The 16,440-nt window shown below is 74.8% G+C and carries 13 protein-coding genes; 6 read left to right on the top strand and 7 right to left on the bottom strand.

The genetic code is table 11. The annotated features are described in order from the left end of the window. The first annotated feature begins 453 nt into the window (after positions 1-453). Together AB0B40_RS28115 and AB0B40_RS28120 are read left to right on the top strand one after the other, a co-directional pair. Positions 454-1,710 (top strand): hypothetical protein, encoded by a 1,257-nt coding sequence (locus AB0B40_RS28115; protein WP_362266204.1) that lies wholly within the window; start codon positions 454-456, stop codon positions 1,708-1,710. 36 nt (positions 1,711-1,746) lie between these two features. Further along, a complete protein-coding gene (locus tag AB0B40_RS28120; protein WP_345055397.1) occupies positions 1,747-2,043 on the top strand; it encodes a DUF1232 domain-containing protein in 297 nt (98 codons plus the stop codon). A 35-nt stretch (positions 2,044-2,078) separates the two neighbouring features. Here AB0B40_RS28120 and AB0B40_RS28125 read toward each other — a convergent pair whose 3' ends face one another. Then, a complete protein-coding gene (locus tag AB0B40_RS28125) occupies positions 2,079-3,257 on the bottom strand; it encodes a hypothetical protein (protein ID WP_362266206.1) in 1,179 nt (392 codons plus the stop codon). A gap of 372 nt (positions 3,258-3,629) precedes the next feature. Here AB0B40_RS28125 and AB0B40_RS28130 point away from each other — a divergent pair, with 372 nt between their 5' ends. Together AB0B40_RS28130 and AB0B40_RS28135 are read left to right on the top strand one after the other, a co-directional pair. After that, positions 3,630-6,191: a SpoIIE family protein phosphatase gene (locus AB0B40_RS28130; RefSeq protein WP_362266208.1), complete on the top strand. Its 2,562-nt coding sequence runs from the start codon at positions 3,630-3,632 to the stop codon at positions 6,189-6,191. A gap of 113 nt (positions 6,192-6,304) precedes the next feature. Beyond that, entirely contained in the window at positions 6,305-9,043 is a 2,739-nt protein-coding gene (locus AB0B40_RS28135; protein WP_362266210.1) for a SpoIIE family protein phosphatase, read from the top strand. Between the two features lie 164 nt (positions 9,044-9,207). On the opposite strand, the gene AB0B40_RS28140 is transcribed toward AB0B40_RS28135, so the two are convergent. Together AB0B40_RS28140 and AB0B40_RS28145 are read right to left on the bottom strand one after the other, a co-directional pair. Beyond that, a complete protein-coding gene (locus AB0B40_RS28140; RefSeq protein WP_362266213.1) occupies positions 9,208-9,444 on the bottom strand; it encodes a hypothetical protein in 237 nt (78 codons plus the stop codon). Between the two features lie 98 nt (positions 9,445-9,542). Next, the gene (locus AB0B40_RS28145) at positions 9,543-11,378 is read right to left on the bottom strand and encodes a glycoside hydrolase family 15 protein (RefSeq protein ID WP_345055405.1); all 1,836 of its coding nucleotides are present in this window, start codon (positions 11,376-11,378) and stop codon (positions 9,543-9,545) included. Between the two features lie 255 nt (positions 11,379-11,633). On the opposite strand from AB0B40_RS28145, the gene AB0B40_RS28150 reads away from it, so the two are divergent. Beyond that, positions 11,634-11,840, top strand: coding sequence for a hypothetical protein (locus tag AB0B40_RS28150; RefSeq protein WP_345055406.1), 207 nt, complete (start codon positions 11,634-11,636; stop codon positions 11,838-11,840). A gap of 220 nt (positions 11,841-12,060) precedes the next feature. Further along, entirely contained in the window at positions 12,061-13,467 is a 1,407-nt protein-coding gene (gene sthA, locus AB0B40_RS28155; protein ID WP_362266215.1) for a Si-specific NAD(P)(+) transhydrogenase, read from the top strand. Positions 13,468-13,470: 3 nt separating this feature from the next. Here the strand turns inward: sthA and AB0B40_RS28160 are convergent, their stop codons facing one another. The 4 genes from AB0B40_RS28160 to AB0B40_RS28175 form a co-directional block, all read right to left on the bottom strand. Next, positions 13,471-13,944: a DUF5709 domain-containing protein gene (locus AB0B40_RS28160; RefSeq protein WP_345055410.1), complete on the bottom strand. Its 474-nt coding sequence runs from the start codon at positions 13,942-13,944 to the stop codon at positions 13,471-13,473. A gap of 415 nt (positions 13,945-14,359) precedes the next feature. After that, a complete protein-coding gene (locus tag AB0B40_RS28165) occupies positions 14,360-14,707 on the bottom strand; it encodes a DUF1330 domain-containing protein (RefSeq protein WP_345055412.1) in 348 nt (115 codons plus the stop codon). A 113-nt stretch (positions 14,708-14,820) separates the two neighbouring features. Continuing rightward, positions 14,821-15,768, bottom strand: a complete 948-nt coding sequence (locus tag AB0B40_RS28170) for a lysylphosphatidylglycerol synthase domain-containing protein (protein WP_362266217.1) — start codon at positions 15,766-15,768, stop codon at positions 14,821-14,823. Then, positions 15,765-16,334, bottom strand: coding sequence for a hypothetical protein (locus AB0B40_RS28175; protein ID WP_362266219.1), 570 nt, complete (start codon positions 16,332-16,334; stop codon positions 15,765-15,767). The genes AB0B40_RS28170 and AB0B40_RS28175 overlap by 4 nt, the downstream gene beginning before the upstream one ends. Between the last annotated feature and the right edge of the window lie 106 nt (positions 16,335-16,440).

Consider the following 16,440-nt stretch of genomic DNA (forward strand, 5'->3'; position numbering starts at 1 on the left):
CCTCTCGGCGCCCTGGGCCTGGCCCTCCGGCCGGCGTCGGACGCGGTCACGCCCCGCGATCACAACCGGCGGCCACGGCCCGCGGTCACGGCCAGTTCCGTGGTCGGTGGGACGAGGCCCGCTGTCTGTCCGGGGCCGCCGCCGGCCCTCACGAACCCGTGTCCGCCGGGGCGCGCCGCGTCGGGGCGTACCCGGGGAGTGAACGGGGACCGCCCCTGAGCGGATGGACGGGCGGACCCCGTTCGCCGGACATTGTGGGCGCGGGGACCGGCCGCGGGACACGGGTGAAGCGCGGTCACCCGACGTGCACCGCGCACACGCCGGGCGCACCGCGCGCACCCCGTGCGCCGGTCGCACTCCCAGGCGACGCGCGGGGCCGGGCCCCGGCCGCCGTGTTACGCCGTGCAACGGTGATACTGGGGTGCGCACCCGCTCCCATCAGCAGATTGGCTCATGTCGAACTCCGCCACCGACCACGCCACCGTCCCGCAGACGCTCTGGGCTGCCCGGGGACGCCACACCGGACCCGCTCCCGAGGACGTCGTCCGCCGCACCCTGCGACGGCGCAAGGAGAGCGGGGACATCGACGACTTCGCGGAGCCTGCCGCGGCCGAGGACTCGGCCCGGCGGGTCTTCGAGGCCCGCTGGCGAGCCGGCGGCACGGTGACCGTGCGGGCCCGGCTCACCCTCGTACCGCTCGAGGGCCGGCCGCAGGGCCACGGGTGGCGGCTGGTCGCGGAGGCCGAACGCCCGTGGGACGAGGCGTGGCCCTCGCCCGCGACGCTGTTCTGGCCCGAGGGCGACGACGAGGACGGTGACGGCGGTGAGGACGGCGCCTGGGACCATCACCCGACGGTCCCCGGTCTGCGCCTGCGGCAGGCCAACGCGCTGCCCGAGGACGACAAGGAGATGCGGCGCCGGCTGCGGGACGCGGCCCGGGAGGCATGGTGCGTCCACGTCGTCGTGCACGAGGCGATGACGCCGGACGAGCGGGGCCGGCTGCCGCTGGCGCGGCTGCTGCCGCCCGGTATGCGGCACCGTGTGGTCGAGCACCGGGCCGCGCCCCAGCAGCTGCGTGGGGCCAACTGGGCGCTGAAGGACCTCGGTGTCGAGGTGCCGCGCGGCGGTGCGGTCCTGCTGCCGCCGGATCCGGCGCCGGAAGGCTACGACGGCCGTCGGCACAGTGTGCGCACTGTGTTCCTGGACGGTTCGCAGCCGGCCGATCTCATCGAGGCGACGCGGCACTTCCTCGCATTGCCCCGGCCCCTGCCGCGGGACGCCGCTGAGGCGCTGGCGGACCTGCGCGAGAACTGGACCCTGCTGACCCTCGACGAAGAGCTGGAGCGCCAACGGCGGCTGGTGGCCATGTACGCCGACGCGCTGGAGGCGATGACGAAATCCCGGGACCTGTACAAGGAGGCCGCCGAGCAGGCGCTGGAGGCGCTGGCCGCCTACCGTGACGTCCCCGCGGCCGCCGTGCCGCAGCAGCGGCCGGGCTCCCGGACACCGGGCGCGCTGCAGCAGCTGACGCGCACGTTCGAACGGCTGAAGCTCACGGCCATGGGCCGGCAGCAGCCGGAGAACGCCGCGGACACCGCGCCGAGCGGCCCGCCGAACGGCACGCCGGGCGGCTCCGGGCGGGAGAACGGCGTACGGGAGAACGGCGGCGGCGAGGGCACCCGTGAGGGCATGGAGGACGGCTCGTCCTGAGCGTCCCCGTCCCACCGACCGGGAGAAGGAGCCAGGATGGACACGACCACGACCCTGACGGTGATCGCGGTCTGCGTCGCGGCGGCGCTGCTCGCCGTCGCCGTGGGTCTGCTGGTCCGGCTGGTGCGGACCCGGCGGACGCTGCGGCGGGCGGGGCTGCCGACCGGCCCACGCTGGGTGTTCTGGGGTGCGGTGGCGTATCTGCTGCTGCCCACCGACCTGCTGCCGGACCCGATCTACCTGGACGACATCGGCGTGCTGCTCCTCGCCGTGCGCAGCCTGCGCGCTGCCCGGCCGCTGCCGCAGGGTGACGACCGGGTCCTGGGCGACTGAGGTCCCGGGCGCAAGGCCCGGTAGGGCTCAACGGCTCACCGCGCGTCCTCGCCCGCGGTCAGGGCGGTCAGCAGGACCGACAGCGCGCCGAGGGCGGCTGCCGCCGCCGCCGGGCCGGCCAGCCAGGGCGGGGCCAGGGTCGCCGTCGCCAGCCGGGCCGGGTCCGGCAGGCCGAACCGCCCGCCGAGCACCTGCCCCGCGGCGAGCACCGCCGTCACGCCGACGGCGGCCGTCGCCGCGACGAGCCGGGCCGGCGCCGCGCGCGCCGTGAGGGCCAGCGCCAGCAGCCCGCACAGTGCCGAGGCGAGGAGGGTGGCCCCGAGGACGCCGTGGGACAAACCGGTCCAGTAACGCGGGACGTAGGCCACCGCGCACAGGAACAGCAGCAGCGCGGCACCCCGGGCGGCCCACACGTACGCCGCCGTCGCCTCGCCGTCCCCGGCCCGGTCCCGCACCGCCTGTCGCTTCCCCGGCTCCCTGGCGGCGCCCTCTTCGGCGGGCGGCCCTTGGGCGGACCGTTCCACGGCGGGCCGCACCTGCGGACCCGGCGGGGGTGCCGTTGCCGTTGCCGTTGCCGTTGCCGTTGCAGCGGGCGCGGACCTGAGGGCGGCGGGTTCGGGACCTGCCGACCCGGGGCCGGCCGATGCGGACCCCGTCCGCTCGAAACGGGTCGACGCCGGCCCGGCCGGCTTGAACCCGGCCGGCCCGGGAGCCGGCGGGTCGAGTCGCGCGCCTTCGGGTCGCACACCCTCGGACGCCTTCGGGCCCGCGGACAGCCGGCCGATCAGCTCGGCCAGCTCCTCGACGGGCCGGTGGACGGCCACCGCCCGTACGGCCTCCTCCCAGCAGTGGGGCTCCGCCGGGCTGCGGTGCAGCAGCTCCATCAGCCGGGAGACGTCCTCCAGGGGACGGTTTTCGGCGGCGGCGCGGATCACCTCGTCCGCGCCGTCCGACTCCCGGGGCGGCCTGGTCAGGAGCGTCACCAGGCGGGTGACGTCCTCCACGGACCGGTCGACCCCGATCGCGCGCAACGCGTCGGCCTTGGCCCGGGCGTGCTCCGGCGAACCCTCCAGCAGGGCGATGAGCCGGACGACGTCCTCCAGGGGGCGGTCCGCGACGGCCGCGTGCACCAGGCCCCGCAAGGGGTCGCCGTGCTCGGAGCCGTGCGCGCGCTGGGGCTCGGGAAGCCCCTCGGGAGGCCGCAGGGGACGCATCAGGAGCCGGGGGTACGGCTTGGCGAGGCCGGTGACGGCGGCCGGTGCCGGAGATATCGGCGAATCGTCGGGACGGGGGGACGAAGGGCTGGTCGGCATCTCGGACTCCAGGAGAAGGATGCGACCGCACCTGCGCCCCCGCACGCGGTCGCGGCGTTACGCAGTCCATTACTAGGAGCGGCTCGGGGGCCTCGCCACTCGGGCGGGGCACCGGTGTGAGAGGGGGGCACCGGCCGCGTCCCGTACCCGCTTCCCCCGCTGACGGGCACGGGCGCGCCCGTCCCGCTCCTCCCGCCCAGGTGCGTTCGGCGCGTCCGGTGGCGCATTCTTGCTGTGTCATCCAGCGAAGGCGCACGGGACGAGGTAGGGCCGATGGCTGGGAGCGACGAGCAGGCGGTCCGCGGGCGGGACCGGCTGGCCGCGCTGCTGGCCGACGCCTCGACCGGCGCCCTCGCCGCGGCCGGTGGCCTGGTCGCGGGCGTGTATCTGCGGTCCGCCACCCCGGGCCTGCTGCGCCTGTCGGTGCTCGCCGGTCTGCCGGGACCGCTGTTCAAGCCCTGGTGGCGGCTGCACGTCGACCGTCCCTTCCCCGTCGCCGACGCCTACCGGCTCGGCGTCCCGGTGGTCCTGCCGAACGCCACGGAGACCATGCGGCGTTATCCGCAGTTGGCGGCCGGTCTGCCCTTCCCCTTCGGATCGGTGCACGTGCCGGTGCCGGGCAGGACCGAGCCGCTGGGCGTGCTCACGGTGCTGCGCCCGGCGGTGACGGACACCGAGGACGAGTTCCTGGACCGGGAGCCGCTCGCCCGGCTGGCCGCGGCGCTGGGCGTCGGGCTGCTCGCCCTGGCCGACGGGGACGAGGCCGCGGTGCTCTGGGACGGGGAGCCGATGGGTGTACTGCCGCCCGTCCGCCGGTCCGCACAGGCCGCCGCAGGGCGCTTCCACTGGGACCCGGTGACCGCCGCGCTACGCGCGGACGACCCGTTGCACACCCTTCTCGGGCTGCGCCCCGGCGGGTTGGGGGGCACCGCGAAGGCCCTCGCGGAGGCGGTGGCCCCGGCCGACGCGCCCCGGATCCTGGCCGCGCTGCGCGAGACCGCCGCCGGAAGGCCGCCGAGCGCGCCGCTCGCCGTGCGGGCCCGGGACGGTGCTCCGCGCCTGCTGCTCCTGTGGCCGGAGGGCGCCGACGGCACCGAGCCCGCGGTCGGCGACGTCGTGGTCGGCGGTGTCGTGTTCCACCCCGGTCCGGCCGCCGCGGACGGCGCGGCCGACCTGCTGCCGCAGGGCGTGTTCTGCATGGACCGGCTCGGGCTCATCGTGTACGCCAATCCGGCGGCGGCCCGGCTCACGGGCCGGACGCGGGAGTGGCTGATCGGACGTCAGCTGTGGGACGCGATGCCCTGGCTGGCCGGGGCGCCGTACGACGACCATCTGCGTGGCGCCCTGCTCGCCCCGGACCCGGTGCACTTCCATGCGCGGCGGCCGGGCGGCGAGCGGGACGGGCCCGGCGAGGGCGACTGGCTGGCCGTGTCGGTGCATCCGGGCGCGGACCTGCTGACCTGCACGCTGGTCCCGGCCAGCCGGCTGGATCCCGGGACGGAGCGGGTTCCCGAGGCGCTCGTACCGCCGGGCACGGTGGCGGCCGAGCGCCCGACGGCGTCGCTGTACCGGCCGATCGCGCTGGCCATCGCGCTGACGGACGCGGTGACCGCACGGCAGGTGTCGGCGGTGGTGATGCAGGAGCTGCTGCCCGCCTTCGGCGGCCGTCAGCTGGCCATCTACCTGCTCCAGGACCGGCATCTGTACCTGGCGTGGGAGACCGGGTTCCCGCAGGGCTTCCTCGCCCCGTTCGACGGCGTGGGTCTCGACGCCCGCATACCGGGCGTGGAGACCCTGACGACCGGACGGCCGCTGTTCTTCGAGTCCATGGAGCAGATCGTGGCGGCGTACCCGGGTCTCGCCATCGACGCCGACGTGGGAGCGCGTGCCTTCCTGCCGCTGATCGCGTCCGGCCGGCCGGTCGGCTCCTGCATCCTCGGCTTCGACCGTCCGCGCGGCTTCAGCACGGAGGAGCGTACGGTGCTCACCGCGCTCGCCGGGCTGATCGCGCACGCGATGGAGCGGGCACGCCGCTACGACAGCGAGGCGGCCCTCGCCCGCGGTCTGCAGCAGGCCCTGCTGCCGCGCCGGCTGTCGGCGCATCCGCTGGTGGAGACCGCCGGCCGCTATCTGCCGGGCGCCCAGGGCATGGACGTGGGCGGCGACTGGTACGACGTGGTCGAGGCCGGGGACGGGCTGGCGCTGGTCATCGGCGATGTGCAGGGGCACGGGGTGCAGGCGGCGGCCACCATGGGTCAGCTGCGCAGCGCCGTCCGCGCGTTCGCGCTGGGCGACCGGCCGCCGGACGAGGTGCTGAGCGGCACCAACCACCTGCTGATCGACCTGGACCCGGGCCAGTTCGCCAGCTGCTGCTACCTGCGCCTGGACCCCGTCACCGGCCGGGCCCGGATCGCCCGGGCGGGCCATCTGCCGCCCCTGCTGCGCTGTCCGGACGGCCGCGTCCGGGTGCTGGACATCCCGGGCGGTGTCGTCCTCGGGGTGTATCCGCGGGCCCGGTACCCGGTGACCGAGCTGCTGCTGGAACCGGACTCGATCCTCGCCCTGTACACCGACGGTCTGGTGGAGCGGCCCGGCATGGACATCGAGGACGGCATCGCCTCTCTCGGGCTGGTACTCGCCGAGGCCGGCGGCGCGGTCGGCCGGCGCGCCGGGTGGTCCCTGGCAGAGGTCGCCGACCGGCTCACGGCCACCGTCCGGCTCGCCCCCGATCGCCCGGACGACGTGGCCCTCCTCCTGGCCGCCCGCCGTCCGGCGGCTGCGCGCCGTCCCGAGGGCCGTGCAGGGCACGGCCCGGCTCCCCCGGACCGGTCATGACCGGGCCGCACGGGCCCGAGCGCGCCGGTACCGGCCGGGTGTCGTCCGGTCGGGGGCCGGCACCTCGCGTGACGCCCTCGCCTGAGGGCGCCGGGCAGTGTAGACATGGGCACATGGTGCGACTGCCCGGCCGGACCACGACCCGGCCGCCCCGAGCGTCGGGGCGCCCGCGCGCACCGTACGACCCGCCCCGGCCACCACGCGGCACGGGCGGCAGCCGGCCGGGCAGGCTCCGGTCCGCGGTCACCGGGCGCAGCGTGGCCGGTCAGGTGTTCGTGCTGCAGGTGGTGATCGTGCTGCTGCTGGTCGTCTCGGCGGTGGTGGCCCAGCTGCTCCAGGTGCGGCACGACAGCGACGTCGAGGCCGCCAACCGTTCCCTCGCCGTGGCCGAGACGTTCGCCAACGCGCCCGGCACGGCCCCGGCCCTGCGTTCCCCCGATCCCACGGCCCTGCTCCAGCCGCGCGCGGAGGCCGCCCGCAAGGCGACCGGCGTGGACTTCATCGTCGTGATGAACACCGACGGAGTCCGCTACACGCACCCCGAGACCGACCGCATCGGAAAGAAGTTCGTCGGCGACATCGGCCCGGCCCTGGCCGGCCACACCGTCACCGAGCACATCACCGGCACCATCGGCCCGCTGGTGCAGGTCGTGGTGCCGGTGAAGGACCCGGCCGGCGCGGTGGTGGGCCTGGTGTCCGCGGGGATCACCACCGCGCACGTGGGCGGTGCCGCCGACCAGCAGCTGCCGCTGCTGCTCGCCGCGGGGGCCGTCGCGCTCATACTGGCCACCGGGGGCACCGCCCTGGTCAGCAGACGGCTGCTGCGCCAGACGCACGGCCTCGGGCCGTACGAGATGACCCGGATGTACGAGCACCACGACGCGGTGCTGCACGCGGTCCGGGAGGGTGTGCTGATCGTCGGCGGTGACGGCCGGCTGCTGCTCGCCAACGACGAGGCCCACCGCCTGCTGGACCTGCCCGCGCACGCGGAACGGCTGAACGTGCGGGATCTGGGCCTGGACGACGAGACGGCGGCCCTGCTGGCCTCGGGACGGGTGGCCACGGACGAGGTGCACCTGGTGAAGGACCGCCTGCTGGCGATCAACCAGCGGCCCACGGACCTGCGCGGCGGGCCGCCCGGCAGCGTCACGACGCTGCGCGACTCCACCGAGCTGCGCGCCCTGTCGGGCCGGGCGGAGGTGGCCCGGGAACGGCTGAACATGCTGTACGACGCCGGGGTGGGCATCGGCACCAGCCTGGACGTGGCCCGGACCGCGGAGGAACTGGCCGGGCTGGCGGTGCCCCGCTTCTCGGACTTCGCGACGGTGGACCTGTTCGACGCGGTGCTCAGCGGGGAGGAGCCGCGGCCGGGGGCGGTGCTGCGCCGCGCGGCCTACGCCGGCATCCGCGAGGACGCCCCGCTGTACCCGGTCGGCGAGCGGATCCGGTTCGTGGCCACCTCTCCGCAGGCCCGCGCGCTGACGACCGGACAGTCGGTCGTGGTGCCGCGTCTGGGCGAGGCGACCGGCTGGCGGGCGCAGAACCGGGAGCGCACCGACCAGGTGCTGGAGTACGGCATCCGCTCACTGATCACCGTGCCGTTGCGGGCGGGCAGTCTGGTGCTGGGGGTGGCGAACTTCTGGCGTGCGGAGAAGCCGCAGCCGTTCGACGCCGAGGAGGTGGCCCTGGCGGAGGAGCTGGTGGCGCGGGCCGCGGTGTCCATCGACAACGCCCGCAGGTACACCCGTGAACACAGCATGGCGGTCACCCTCCAGCGCAGCCTGCTGCCGCGCACCCTGCCCGCGCAGGGCGCCCTGGACATCGCCTACCGCTATCTGCCGGCCCAGTCCGGCGTCGGCGGCGACTGGTTCGACGTGCTGCCGCTGTCCGGTGCCCGGGTGGCGCTCGTCGTCGGGGACGTCGTGGGACACGGGCTGCACGCGGCGGCGACCATGGGCCGGCTGCGGACGGCCGTGCACAACTTCTCCTCGCTGGACCTGCCGCCGGACGAACTCCTCGGTCTGCTGGACGAGCTGGTCGGCCGGATCGACCAGGACGAGACGCCGACGGGCGGCGCGGACGTGGTCACGGGCGCGACCTGCCTGTACGCGATCTACGACCCGGTGTCCCGGCTGTGCACCCTGGCCCGGGCCGGTCATCCGCCGCCCGCGGTGGTACGGCCGGACGGCAGCGTGGAGTTCGCGGACGTGCCCGCGGGGCCGCCGCTGGGCCTGGGCGGGCTGCCGTTCGAGACGGCCGAGCTGGAGCTGGCGGAGGGCAGCCGGCTGGTGCTGTACACCGACGGTCTGGTGGAGGACCGGGAGCGGGACATCGACGAGGGGCTCGGTCTGCTGCGGGACGCCCTGCTCCGGGCTCCGGACGCCTCCCCCGAGGACACCTGCCGTGCCGTGCTGGACCGGTTGCCGGCCCGGCCGAGCGACGACGTGGCGCTGATCGTCGCCCGCACCCGGGTGCTGGACTCGGACCGGGTCGCCCGGTGGGAGGTGCCGTCCGACCCGGCCGCGGTGTCGCAGGTGCGGGCCTCGGTGACCCGGACGCTGTCCGACTGGGACCTGGAGGAGCTGGTGTTCACGACCGAGCTGATCCTCAGCGAGCTGGTCACCAACGCGATCCGCTACGGGCGGGGCCCGATCGGGGTACGGCTGCTGCGTGACCGCACCCTGATCTGCGAGGTCTCCGACCGCAGCACGACCTCGCCGCATCTGCGGTACGCGGCGAGCACCGACGAGGGCGGCCGGGGCCTGTTCCTGGTCGCGCAGCTCGCCGAGCGCTGGGGCACCCGGTACACGCCGAACGGCAAGGTGATCTGGGCGGAGCAGCCGCTGCCCTGAGGAGCCGGGAGGCCGGCGGACGGCGTGGGCCCGGCGGACGCCGACGCGGGGGTCCACCGCGTTCGCCGTGGCCTCGGGGGCCGGCCGGCTGCGCGGTGACCGGGCGCGTGTGCGGCCCGCCGGGCCCTGATCCGAGTTCGCGGTGCGCCCGGGCGGAGCGGCGGTCAGCCGCCGCCCAGCCGGGAGCGCAGCAGCTGCTTGCCCTGCTCGGCACCCTTGCGGCTGTGGGCCTGGGCCTTGCGGAACAGTTCCGCGACCTCGTCGTCCTTCTCACGCTCGGCGTCCTGGATGTACTGCTCCAGCCGCAGGGCGTTGTTCAGGCACGCCTCGACGTACCAGATCAGGTTGTAGTCCTTGTCGCGGGTGCCGGTGACGTCGCCGGTCTCGCTGGTGCTGGTCATCCGGGGGCTCCTCCCTCTGTCGACGCTGTGTCGATCCCGCTTGCGGGCGTCCCGGGTACCCGAACGCCCTGGGGACACACCAGCCCGGTCCGGGCGGCTCAGCCGAGGGCGCGGTCCAGGTTGAACGCGGCGCTGATCAGGGACAGATGGGTGAACGCCTGGGGGAAGTTGCCCTGTTGCTCGCCGGTGCGGCCGATCTCCTCGGCGTACAGGCCGAGATGGTTGGCGTAGGTCAGCATCTTCTCGAAGGCCAGCCGGGCCTCGTCGACCCGGCCGGCCCGGACGAGCGCCTCGACGTACCAGAAGGAGCAGATGGAGAACGTGCCCTCGTCGCCGCGGAGGCCGTCGGGGCTGGCCTGCGGGTCGTAGCGGTAGACGAGGGAGTCGGAGACGAGGTCCTCGGTGAGGACGTCCAGGGTGGAGAGCCACTTGGGGTCGGTGGGGGCGATGAACTTGGCGAGCGGCATCATCAGCACCGCGGCGTCGAGGACGTCGGCGCCCTCGTACTGCACGAAGGCGCCCCGGCGCTCCGACCAGCCGTGGTCCATGATCCTGCGGTAGATGGTGTCCCGTGCCTGGCGCCAGCGCCGGTGGTCGGCGGGCAGCCCGCGGTGGGTGGCCAGGCGGATGGCGCGCTCGATGGCGACCCAGCACATCAGCCGGGAGTACAGGAAGGTCTTCCGCCCGCCGCGGGTCTCCCAGACGCCCTCGTCGGGCTGGTCCCAGTGCTCGCACACCCAGTCGACCAGCTGGCACACGTCGTCCCACTGGTCGCTGGAGATGGGCTGTGCCCACTTGTCGTAGAGGTAGATGGAGTCGATCAGTGCGCCGTAGATGTCCAGCTGGAGCTGGTCGGCGGCGGCGTTGCCGACCCGGACGGGTGCGGAGCCCAGGTGCCCCTCCAGGTGGGGCAGGTCGCGTTCGGGCAGGTCGGCGCGGCCGTCGATGCCGTACATGACCTGCAGGGGTCCGGAGGCGGCGCCGTCACCGGGGCTGATGTGCGTGGTCAGGAACTTCATGAAGGCCGCGGCCTCGCCGCTGAAGCCGAGCCTGAGCAGTGCGTAGACGGCGAAGGCTGCGTCGCGGACCCAGACGTAGCGGTAGTCCCAGTTGCGCTCGCCGCCGAGCTGCTCGGGCAGGCTGGTGGTGGGCGCGGCGACGATGGCGCCGGTGGGGGCGTAGGTGAGCAGCTTCAGGGTGAGGGCCGAGCGGTGCACCATCTCGCGCCAGCGGCCCCGGTAGCGGGACTGGTGCAGCCACCTGCGCCAGTAGGTGACGGTGGCGTTGAACTCCTGCTCCGCCTCGTGGTGGGCGCAGCCGCGGGGCGGCACCTGGTCGCCGAGCTGGTCGAGGGCGAACACCGCCGTCTCGCCCTCGGCCAGCTTGAAGTCGGCCCACGCGTCGCGGGCGTCGTTCTCCAGCGTGACCGTGGAGGTCAGCGCCAGGGACCGCTCCGGGGACTCGAAGACGAGCATGTCGTCCACGGAGTTCAGGGTGTGCTGGTCGGCCCCGTAGTTGAAGCGCGGGGCGATCAGCGCCCGGAACGGCACCGTGCCGCGGACGCACACCACGCGCCGGATCACCCGGTGCCGGCTCACCTCGAACGACCCGTCGCTGCGGACGGGCATGAAGTCCTGCACCTCGCCGACGCCCTCCTCCGTGAAGAAGCGGGTGATCAGCACATTGGTGTCGGGGAAGTAGAACTGCTTGGTGCGTGCCGGTACGGCGGCGGCCAGCTCGAAGCGTCCGCCCCGTTCGGCGTCGAGGATGGCCGCGAAGACGCTCGGGGAGTCGAACGAGGGGCAGCAGTACCAGTCGATGGTGCCGTTGGTGCCGACCAGGGCCACGCTGCGCAGGTCGCCGATGAGGCCGTGTTCGGCGATGGGCAGGTAGCGGGGGCTGGGGGCGTCCCCGGCGAACGGCGTCGCGGCCATCGGCGGCCTCCCGGTGAGTTTGCGGTGAAGTTTATCCGCCTACCCTATGTTTTCTCCCGTTAAGGTGGTTTTTCCAGTGTGCGGGATGTTTTCCGGTCGGGGAGCGCGTGGTTTCGCGCGGCGTGGGCAGGCGCTCTTCACCCGCTCCCCAGGCGCTTCCGGATGCAGGGTGCGCCGGGGAGGGCAATGGTGAGAGTGTGCCCCGTTCGGAGGCACCGGCACGGATGCGGTCATCCGGACCGAGGAGGAGGCATCATGGCGACATCCACCCCCGAAGAGTCCCGTTCGTCGGACGACGTCTGCACCCCGGACGCCCTGCTCCATTCCGCGCCCTCGAGGGACGTCACCCCCGAGGACATGGTGATGGCGGCGGGCAGGGACGTCACACCGAAGAACCTCGACTGGGCGCGCCGCAAGCTGGAGTCGGAGGGGCCGGCAGCCGTCGAGAAGCTGCTGCCCTAGGCGGTCCGGGGGACTGCCGCGAAGGAACGGGGAGGCGGGCCGGGCGGCACACGCCCGGCCCGCCCGGCATGACCGGCATGACCGGCATGACCGGCACTGCCGGAAGCACGCCCACGCACGGGATCGCTGCCGCATCGCTGCCGGATCGCCGCCGCACGCCGGGACATGAACCGCGGCCGTCCCTTCCCCAGGACGGCCGGTGCCTGCCAGACTCCCGAGCGTGCCCGACTTCGACTTCGACGTGCTCGTCATCGGATCCGGCCCCGGCGGCCAGAAAGCCGCCATCGCCGCGGCCAAGCTCGGCCGCCGGGTCGCCCTCGCCGACCGCCCCGACATGCTCGGTGGGGTCTCCCTGCACACCGGCACCATCCCCTCCAAGACCCTGCGCGAGGCGGTGCTGTACCTGACCGGCCTCACCCAGCGCGACCTGTACGGGCAGAGCTACCGGCTGAAGGAGGACATCACCGTCGCCGACCTGACCGCGCGCACCCGGCACGTGGTCGGCCGGGAGGTGGACGTCGTCCGCAGTCAGCTGGCACGCAACCAGGTGACCCTGTACTCCGGCACGGCCCGCTTCACCGACCCGCACACGGTGGCGGTGTCCGAACCGTCCGGCCGGGAGCGGCTGATCGGCGCGGAGCACATCGTGATCGCCACCGGCACCCGGCCGGCCCGCCCGGACAGCGTCGCGTTCGACGGGCGGACCATCATGGACTCCGACAACGTGCTCTCGCTGGAGCGCGTGCCGCGGTCCATGGTGATCGTCGGCGCGGGCGTGATCGGCATGGAGTACGCCTCGATGTTCGCCGCGCTGGGCAGCAGGGTGACCGTGGTGGAGAAGCGCCCCGGCATGCTGGACCTGTGTGACGTGGAGATCGTGGAGTCGCTCAGGTACCACCTGCGGGACCTGGCCGTGACCTTCCGGTTCGGCGAGACGGTCGCCGCCGTGGAGCGCCACCCGCGAGGCACGCTCACCGTGCTGGAGAGCGGCAAGAAGATACCGGCGGACACGGTGATGTACTCGGCCGGCCGGCAGGGTCTCACCGACGACCTCGACCTCGGGCGGGCCGGCCTGGCGGCGGACGCGCGCGGCCGGATCGAGGTCGACGACGACTACCGCACCGAGGTCCCGCACATCTACGCCGTGGGTGACGTCATCGGCTTCCCGGCACTCGCGGCGACCTCCATGGAACAGGGCCGGGCCGCCGCCTACCACGCGTGCGGCGAGCCGGTCGGGCGGATGCACCGGCTCCAGCCGATCGGCATCTACACCATTCCGGAGATCAGCTTCGTCGGCCGGACCGAGGACCAGCTCACCGAGGACCGGGTGCCGTTCGAAGTGGGCATGGCCCGGTACCGGGAGCTGGCCCGGGGGCAGATCATCGGGGACTCCCACGGCATGCTGAAGCTGCTGGTGTCACCCGGGGACCGCACCCTGCTCGGGGTGCACTGCTTCGGCTCGGGCGCGACCGAGCTGATCCACATCGGACAGTCCGTGATGGGGTGCGGGGGCACGGTGGACTATCTGGTCAACGCGGTGTTCAACTACCCGACGCTGGCGGAGTCGTACAAGGTCGCCGCGCTCGACGCGACGAATCGGCTCCGCCAGGTGGACCGGCTGGACTAGGCCCTAGGCGTCCTCCACCACGTGCACCGCCGCCTCCTCGGCTCCCGCCGCTCCCCCGTCCACGCCCACGTCCCGCGCGACCTCCTCCTTGACCGTGTCGGTGTGGGCTCCCTCGTCCGGGGCGACCAGGCGGCCGGCTCGGGATTCGCCCGCCTCGGGGCCGACGGGCTCGCCCTCGCCGCCGGGCAGGTCGCCGATCTCGTCGCCGGCCGGCGGGGTGACGTCCGGGACCTCCTGGCCGAGCCGTTCGTCCAGGGTCTCCCCCGCGCGCTGCTCAGCGGCGGTGGTGCCGTGCTTGGTGACGCCGAGGGGCCGCTCGGGCGGGGAGTAGCCCTCGTCGAGCATGTCGTCGTACGTCCGCTCGCCGACCGCGTCCTGCAGATCCAGGGGGCCGGCGTCCTCCTGTTCCTCGTTGGTTCCGGTGGGCTGGTAGACGTCGTCAGCCATGGGGGTCTGCTCGGACTGCTGGTCGCTCATCGTCGCCTCCTTCGGGGCTCGCGGGCGGTCCCGGTCCGCGTTTCCCGTGGCCGGATCATTAATCCCGCCGCCGCCCGGGCCGGACGGACCGAAGTGGCCGAGGGGGGAGAAGGCGGTCGGCGGACACCGGCGGACAGGAGGCGCCGTCGCGCCGGGGGCCCTGCCCCGCCCCTGCCGCGCCCGGAGCCGTGGACGCGGTGCCGGGCCGAGCGCGTGGGCTCGGGCCGAGCGGGGAGGGTCGGAGCGGAGTCAGGGGCGGCCGTCACGGGATGCGTCTTCACCGGTGGCGCGGTCCCGGCCGCGGCTACAGCCTTGTGCCACGGAGAAGCACCTGCAACTTCTGCGCAGTAAAGGCTGCGGCAGACCTCTCCCATGGGGAGGGAAAGCAAGCAGACCCTGGACCGGACGGTGATGCTTAGTCGGCCGGCATGCCCTCCCGCATCGCCCGCGCGGTGCCGGCCGCGTCGTAACCCTCGGGGACGCCCGGGACCAGGACGATGTCGCCGTCGATGTGCCGCGAGCGCAGCGGCGCGATCTCCTGGTACGCGGGTGAGTCCCACCAGGCCCGCGCCTCGTCGATCGTCGGGAAGGAGATCACCACGACGTGTCCGGGCCAGTGGCCCTCCTTGACCTCGTGCTGCGCGCCGTGCACGAGGAAGCGGCCGCCGTACGGCTCGAAGGTGGCGGTGATGCGCTCGATGTACTCGGCGATCTCCGGGTGCGGAGCGGCCTCCTGCAGGTGCGCTATGGCGTAGGCGGGCATGAATGTCCCCTTCCGGTCGACCGGGCTGGCGTATGCCGACGATCCTGGCACGGGGGCCCGCCAAGATCGATGACCTGGCAGGTAATGCCCCCCTGCACCGCGCCTCCCGGTCGTCACAGGGCCTTGCGCCGCACCAGTACCCCGAGCACCAGCAGGCCGGGCAGCAGCGGCAGCCACACGGTGAGCAGCCGGTAGCCGAGCACCGCGGACGCGGCGGCGGCGCCGGGGGTGCCGGCGGCGGTGAGTACGAGCGCCAGCGCGGCGTCCAGCGAGCCGAGGCCGCCCGGTGTGGGCAGCAGGGCGGCGGCACTGCTGGCCGCGAGGTACAGCAGGGCCACCTGGAGCGGGGCGAGCGGCAGCCCGACGGCCCGGGTGACGGCGATGAGGACCAGGGCGTGCAGCGCGGCGAAGGCCAGGGAGCCGCCCCACAGGGCCGCCGCACGGGTCGGGCAGGCGTGCAGCACGCGGATGTCGGTCAGTACGGCGGCGAGCGCGCGCCGGCAGCGCGACCACCAGGGGGTGGCCAGCAGGACCGCGGCCAGTACGGCCCCGGCGAGGACGGCGGCGACCACCACCGGGGAGACGTGCGGCAGGCGCAGCAGCCCCGGGCAGGCGGGCGCGAGCAGCGCGATCAGCGCCAGGCGGACGGCGGCCCCGGTGGCGGCCTTGACGGCGAGCGCGCCGGCCGCGCGGGCGGGCGGCAGCCCGCAGCGCATCAGGAAGCGCAGGTTCACCGCGCCGGCGCCGAGCCCGGCGGGCAGCAGGTGGTTGGCGGAGGCGGCGGCGAACTGTGCGGCGACCAGCCGGGCGCCGGGCAGCCGCCGGACGACGGCGCCCTGCTGGGCGAGCGCGGAGGCCGCCCAGGTGCCCACGGCCGCCACCGCGCCGGCCAGCAGCCAGCCCTGGTCGGCGTCCGCCAGCCGCCCGGCCCCGCTCTCCAGCGCGGGCCAGTGCCGGCGCGCCAGGTACAGCGCGCCGAGCAGTACGGCGAGGCAGACGCCGGCCTGCCAGCAGGTACGCCGGCGGCCCAGAGCCGCGGCGAACCCGGCCGGAGACGTCATGAGCGGGCACCCGGCACGACATGGTGCGCCGGCGGCGCGCCGCCAACCGCGGACACCCGCCTCCGGGCGCGACCCGGCGGCGCGGACCCGGCCGACACAGCCGGGGCGAGCGGCGACCGCCGGGCGGTGCGGGCGACACCGCCGACGGCACCGCCGTCGTCCGGCCCGACGGCGGCGGTGCCGTCGTCCGGCCCGGCGACACGGTGCGGCAGTGCCGCACCCACGGCCGCGGACGCCCGGCTCCGGGCGTGGTCCGGTAGCGCGGACCCGGCCGGTGCCGACGCGGCGAGCGGCGGCCTCGGGGCGGTGGCCTCCTGGCCGCAGGGCGGCCGGACGCCGCGCCGGTGCGGGGCGGTCACGGCACGGGTCCGGGGCCGGCCGAGTGCGTGGGCGCTTTCTGCCGTCCGCGTGACGCCGGTCAGCTGCTTTCCGGCGTGAACGGCGAGGAGCGGGTGGGCCGGAGAGAGCGCGGCGAGCGGCCGGGCGGCACGAGTGGTGCCGGCGGGTGTGCGGCGCGAGCGCTGCCGGCTCACCGCGTCGAGTGTGACGTGCGCGCTGCCGGCCATGACCACCCCTTCGTCCCCACGGGTCGTAGGGGCCCACTGTCACCTCCCGGCTCGCGGACGGGGGTACTAACGGGAAATAACACGGCCAAACCGGCGTGTATCACCC

This window comes from Streptomyces sp. NPDC042638 (assembly GCF_040647235.1).
In the GTDB taxonomy this organism is placed as follows: Bacteria; Actinomycetota; Actinomycetes; order Streptomycetales; family Streptomycetaceae; genus Streptomyces; species Streptomyces rameus.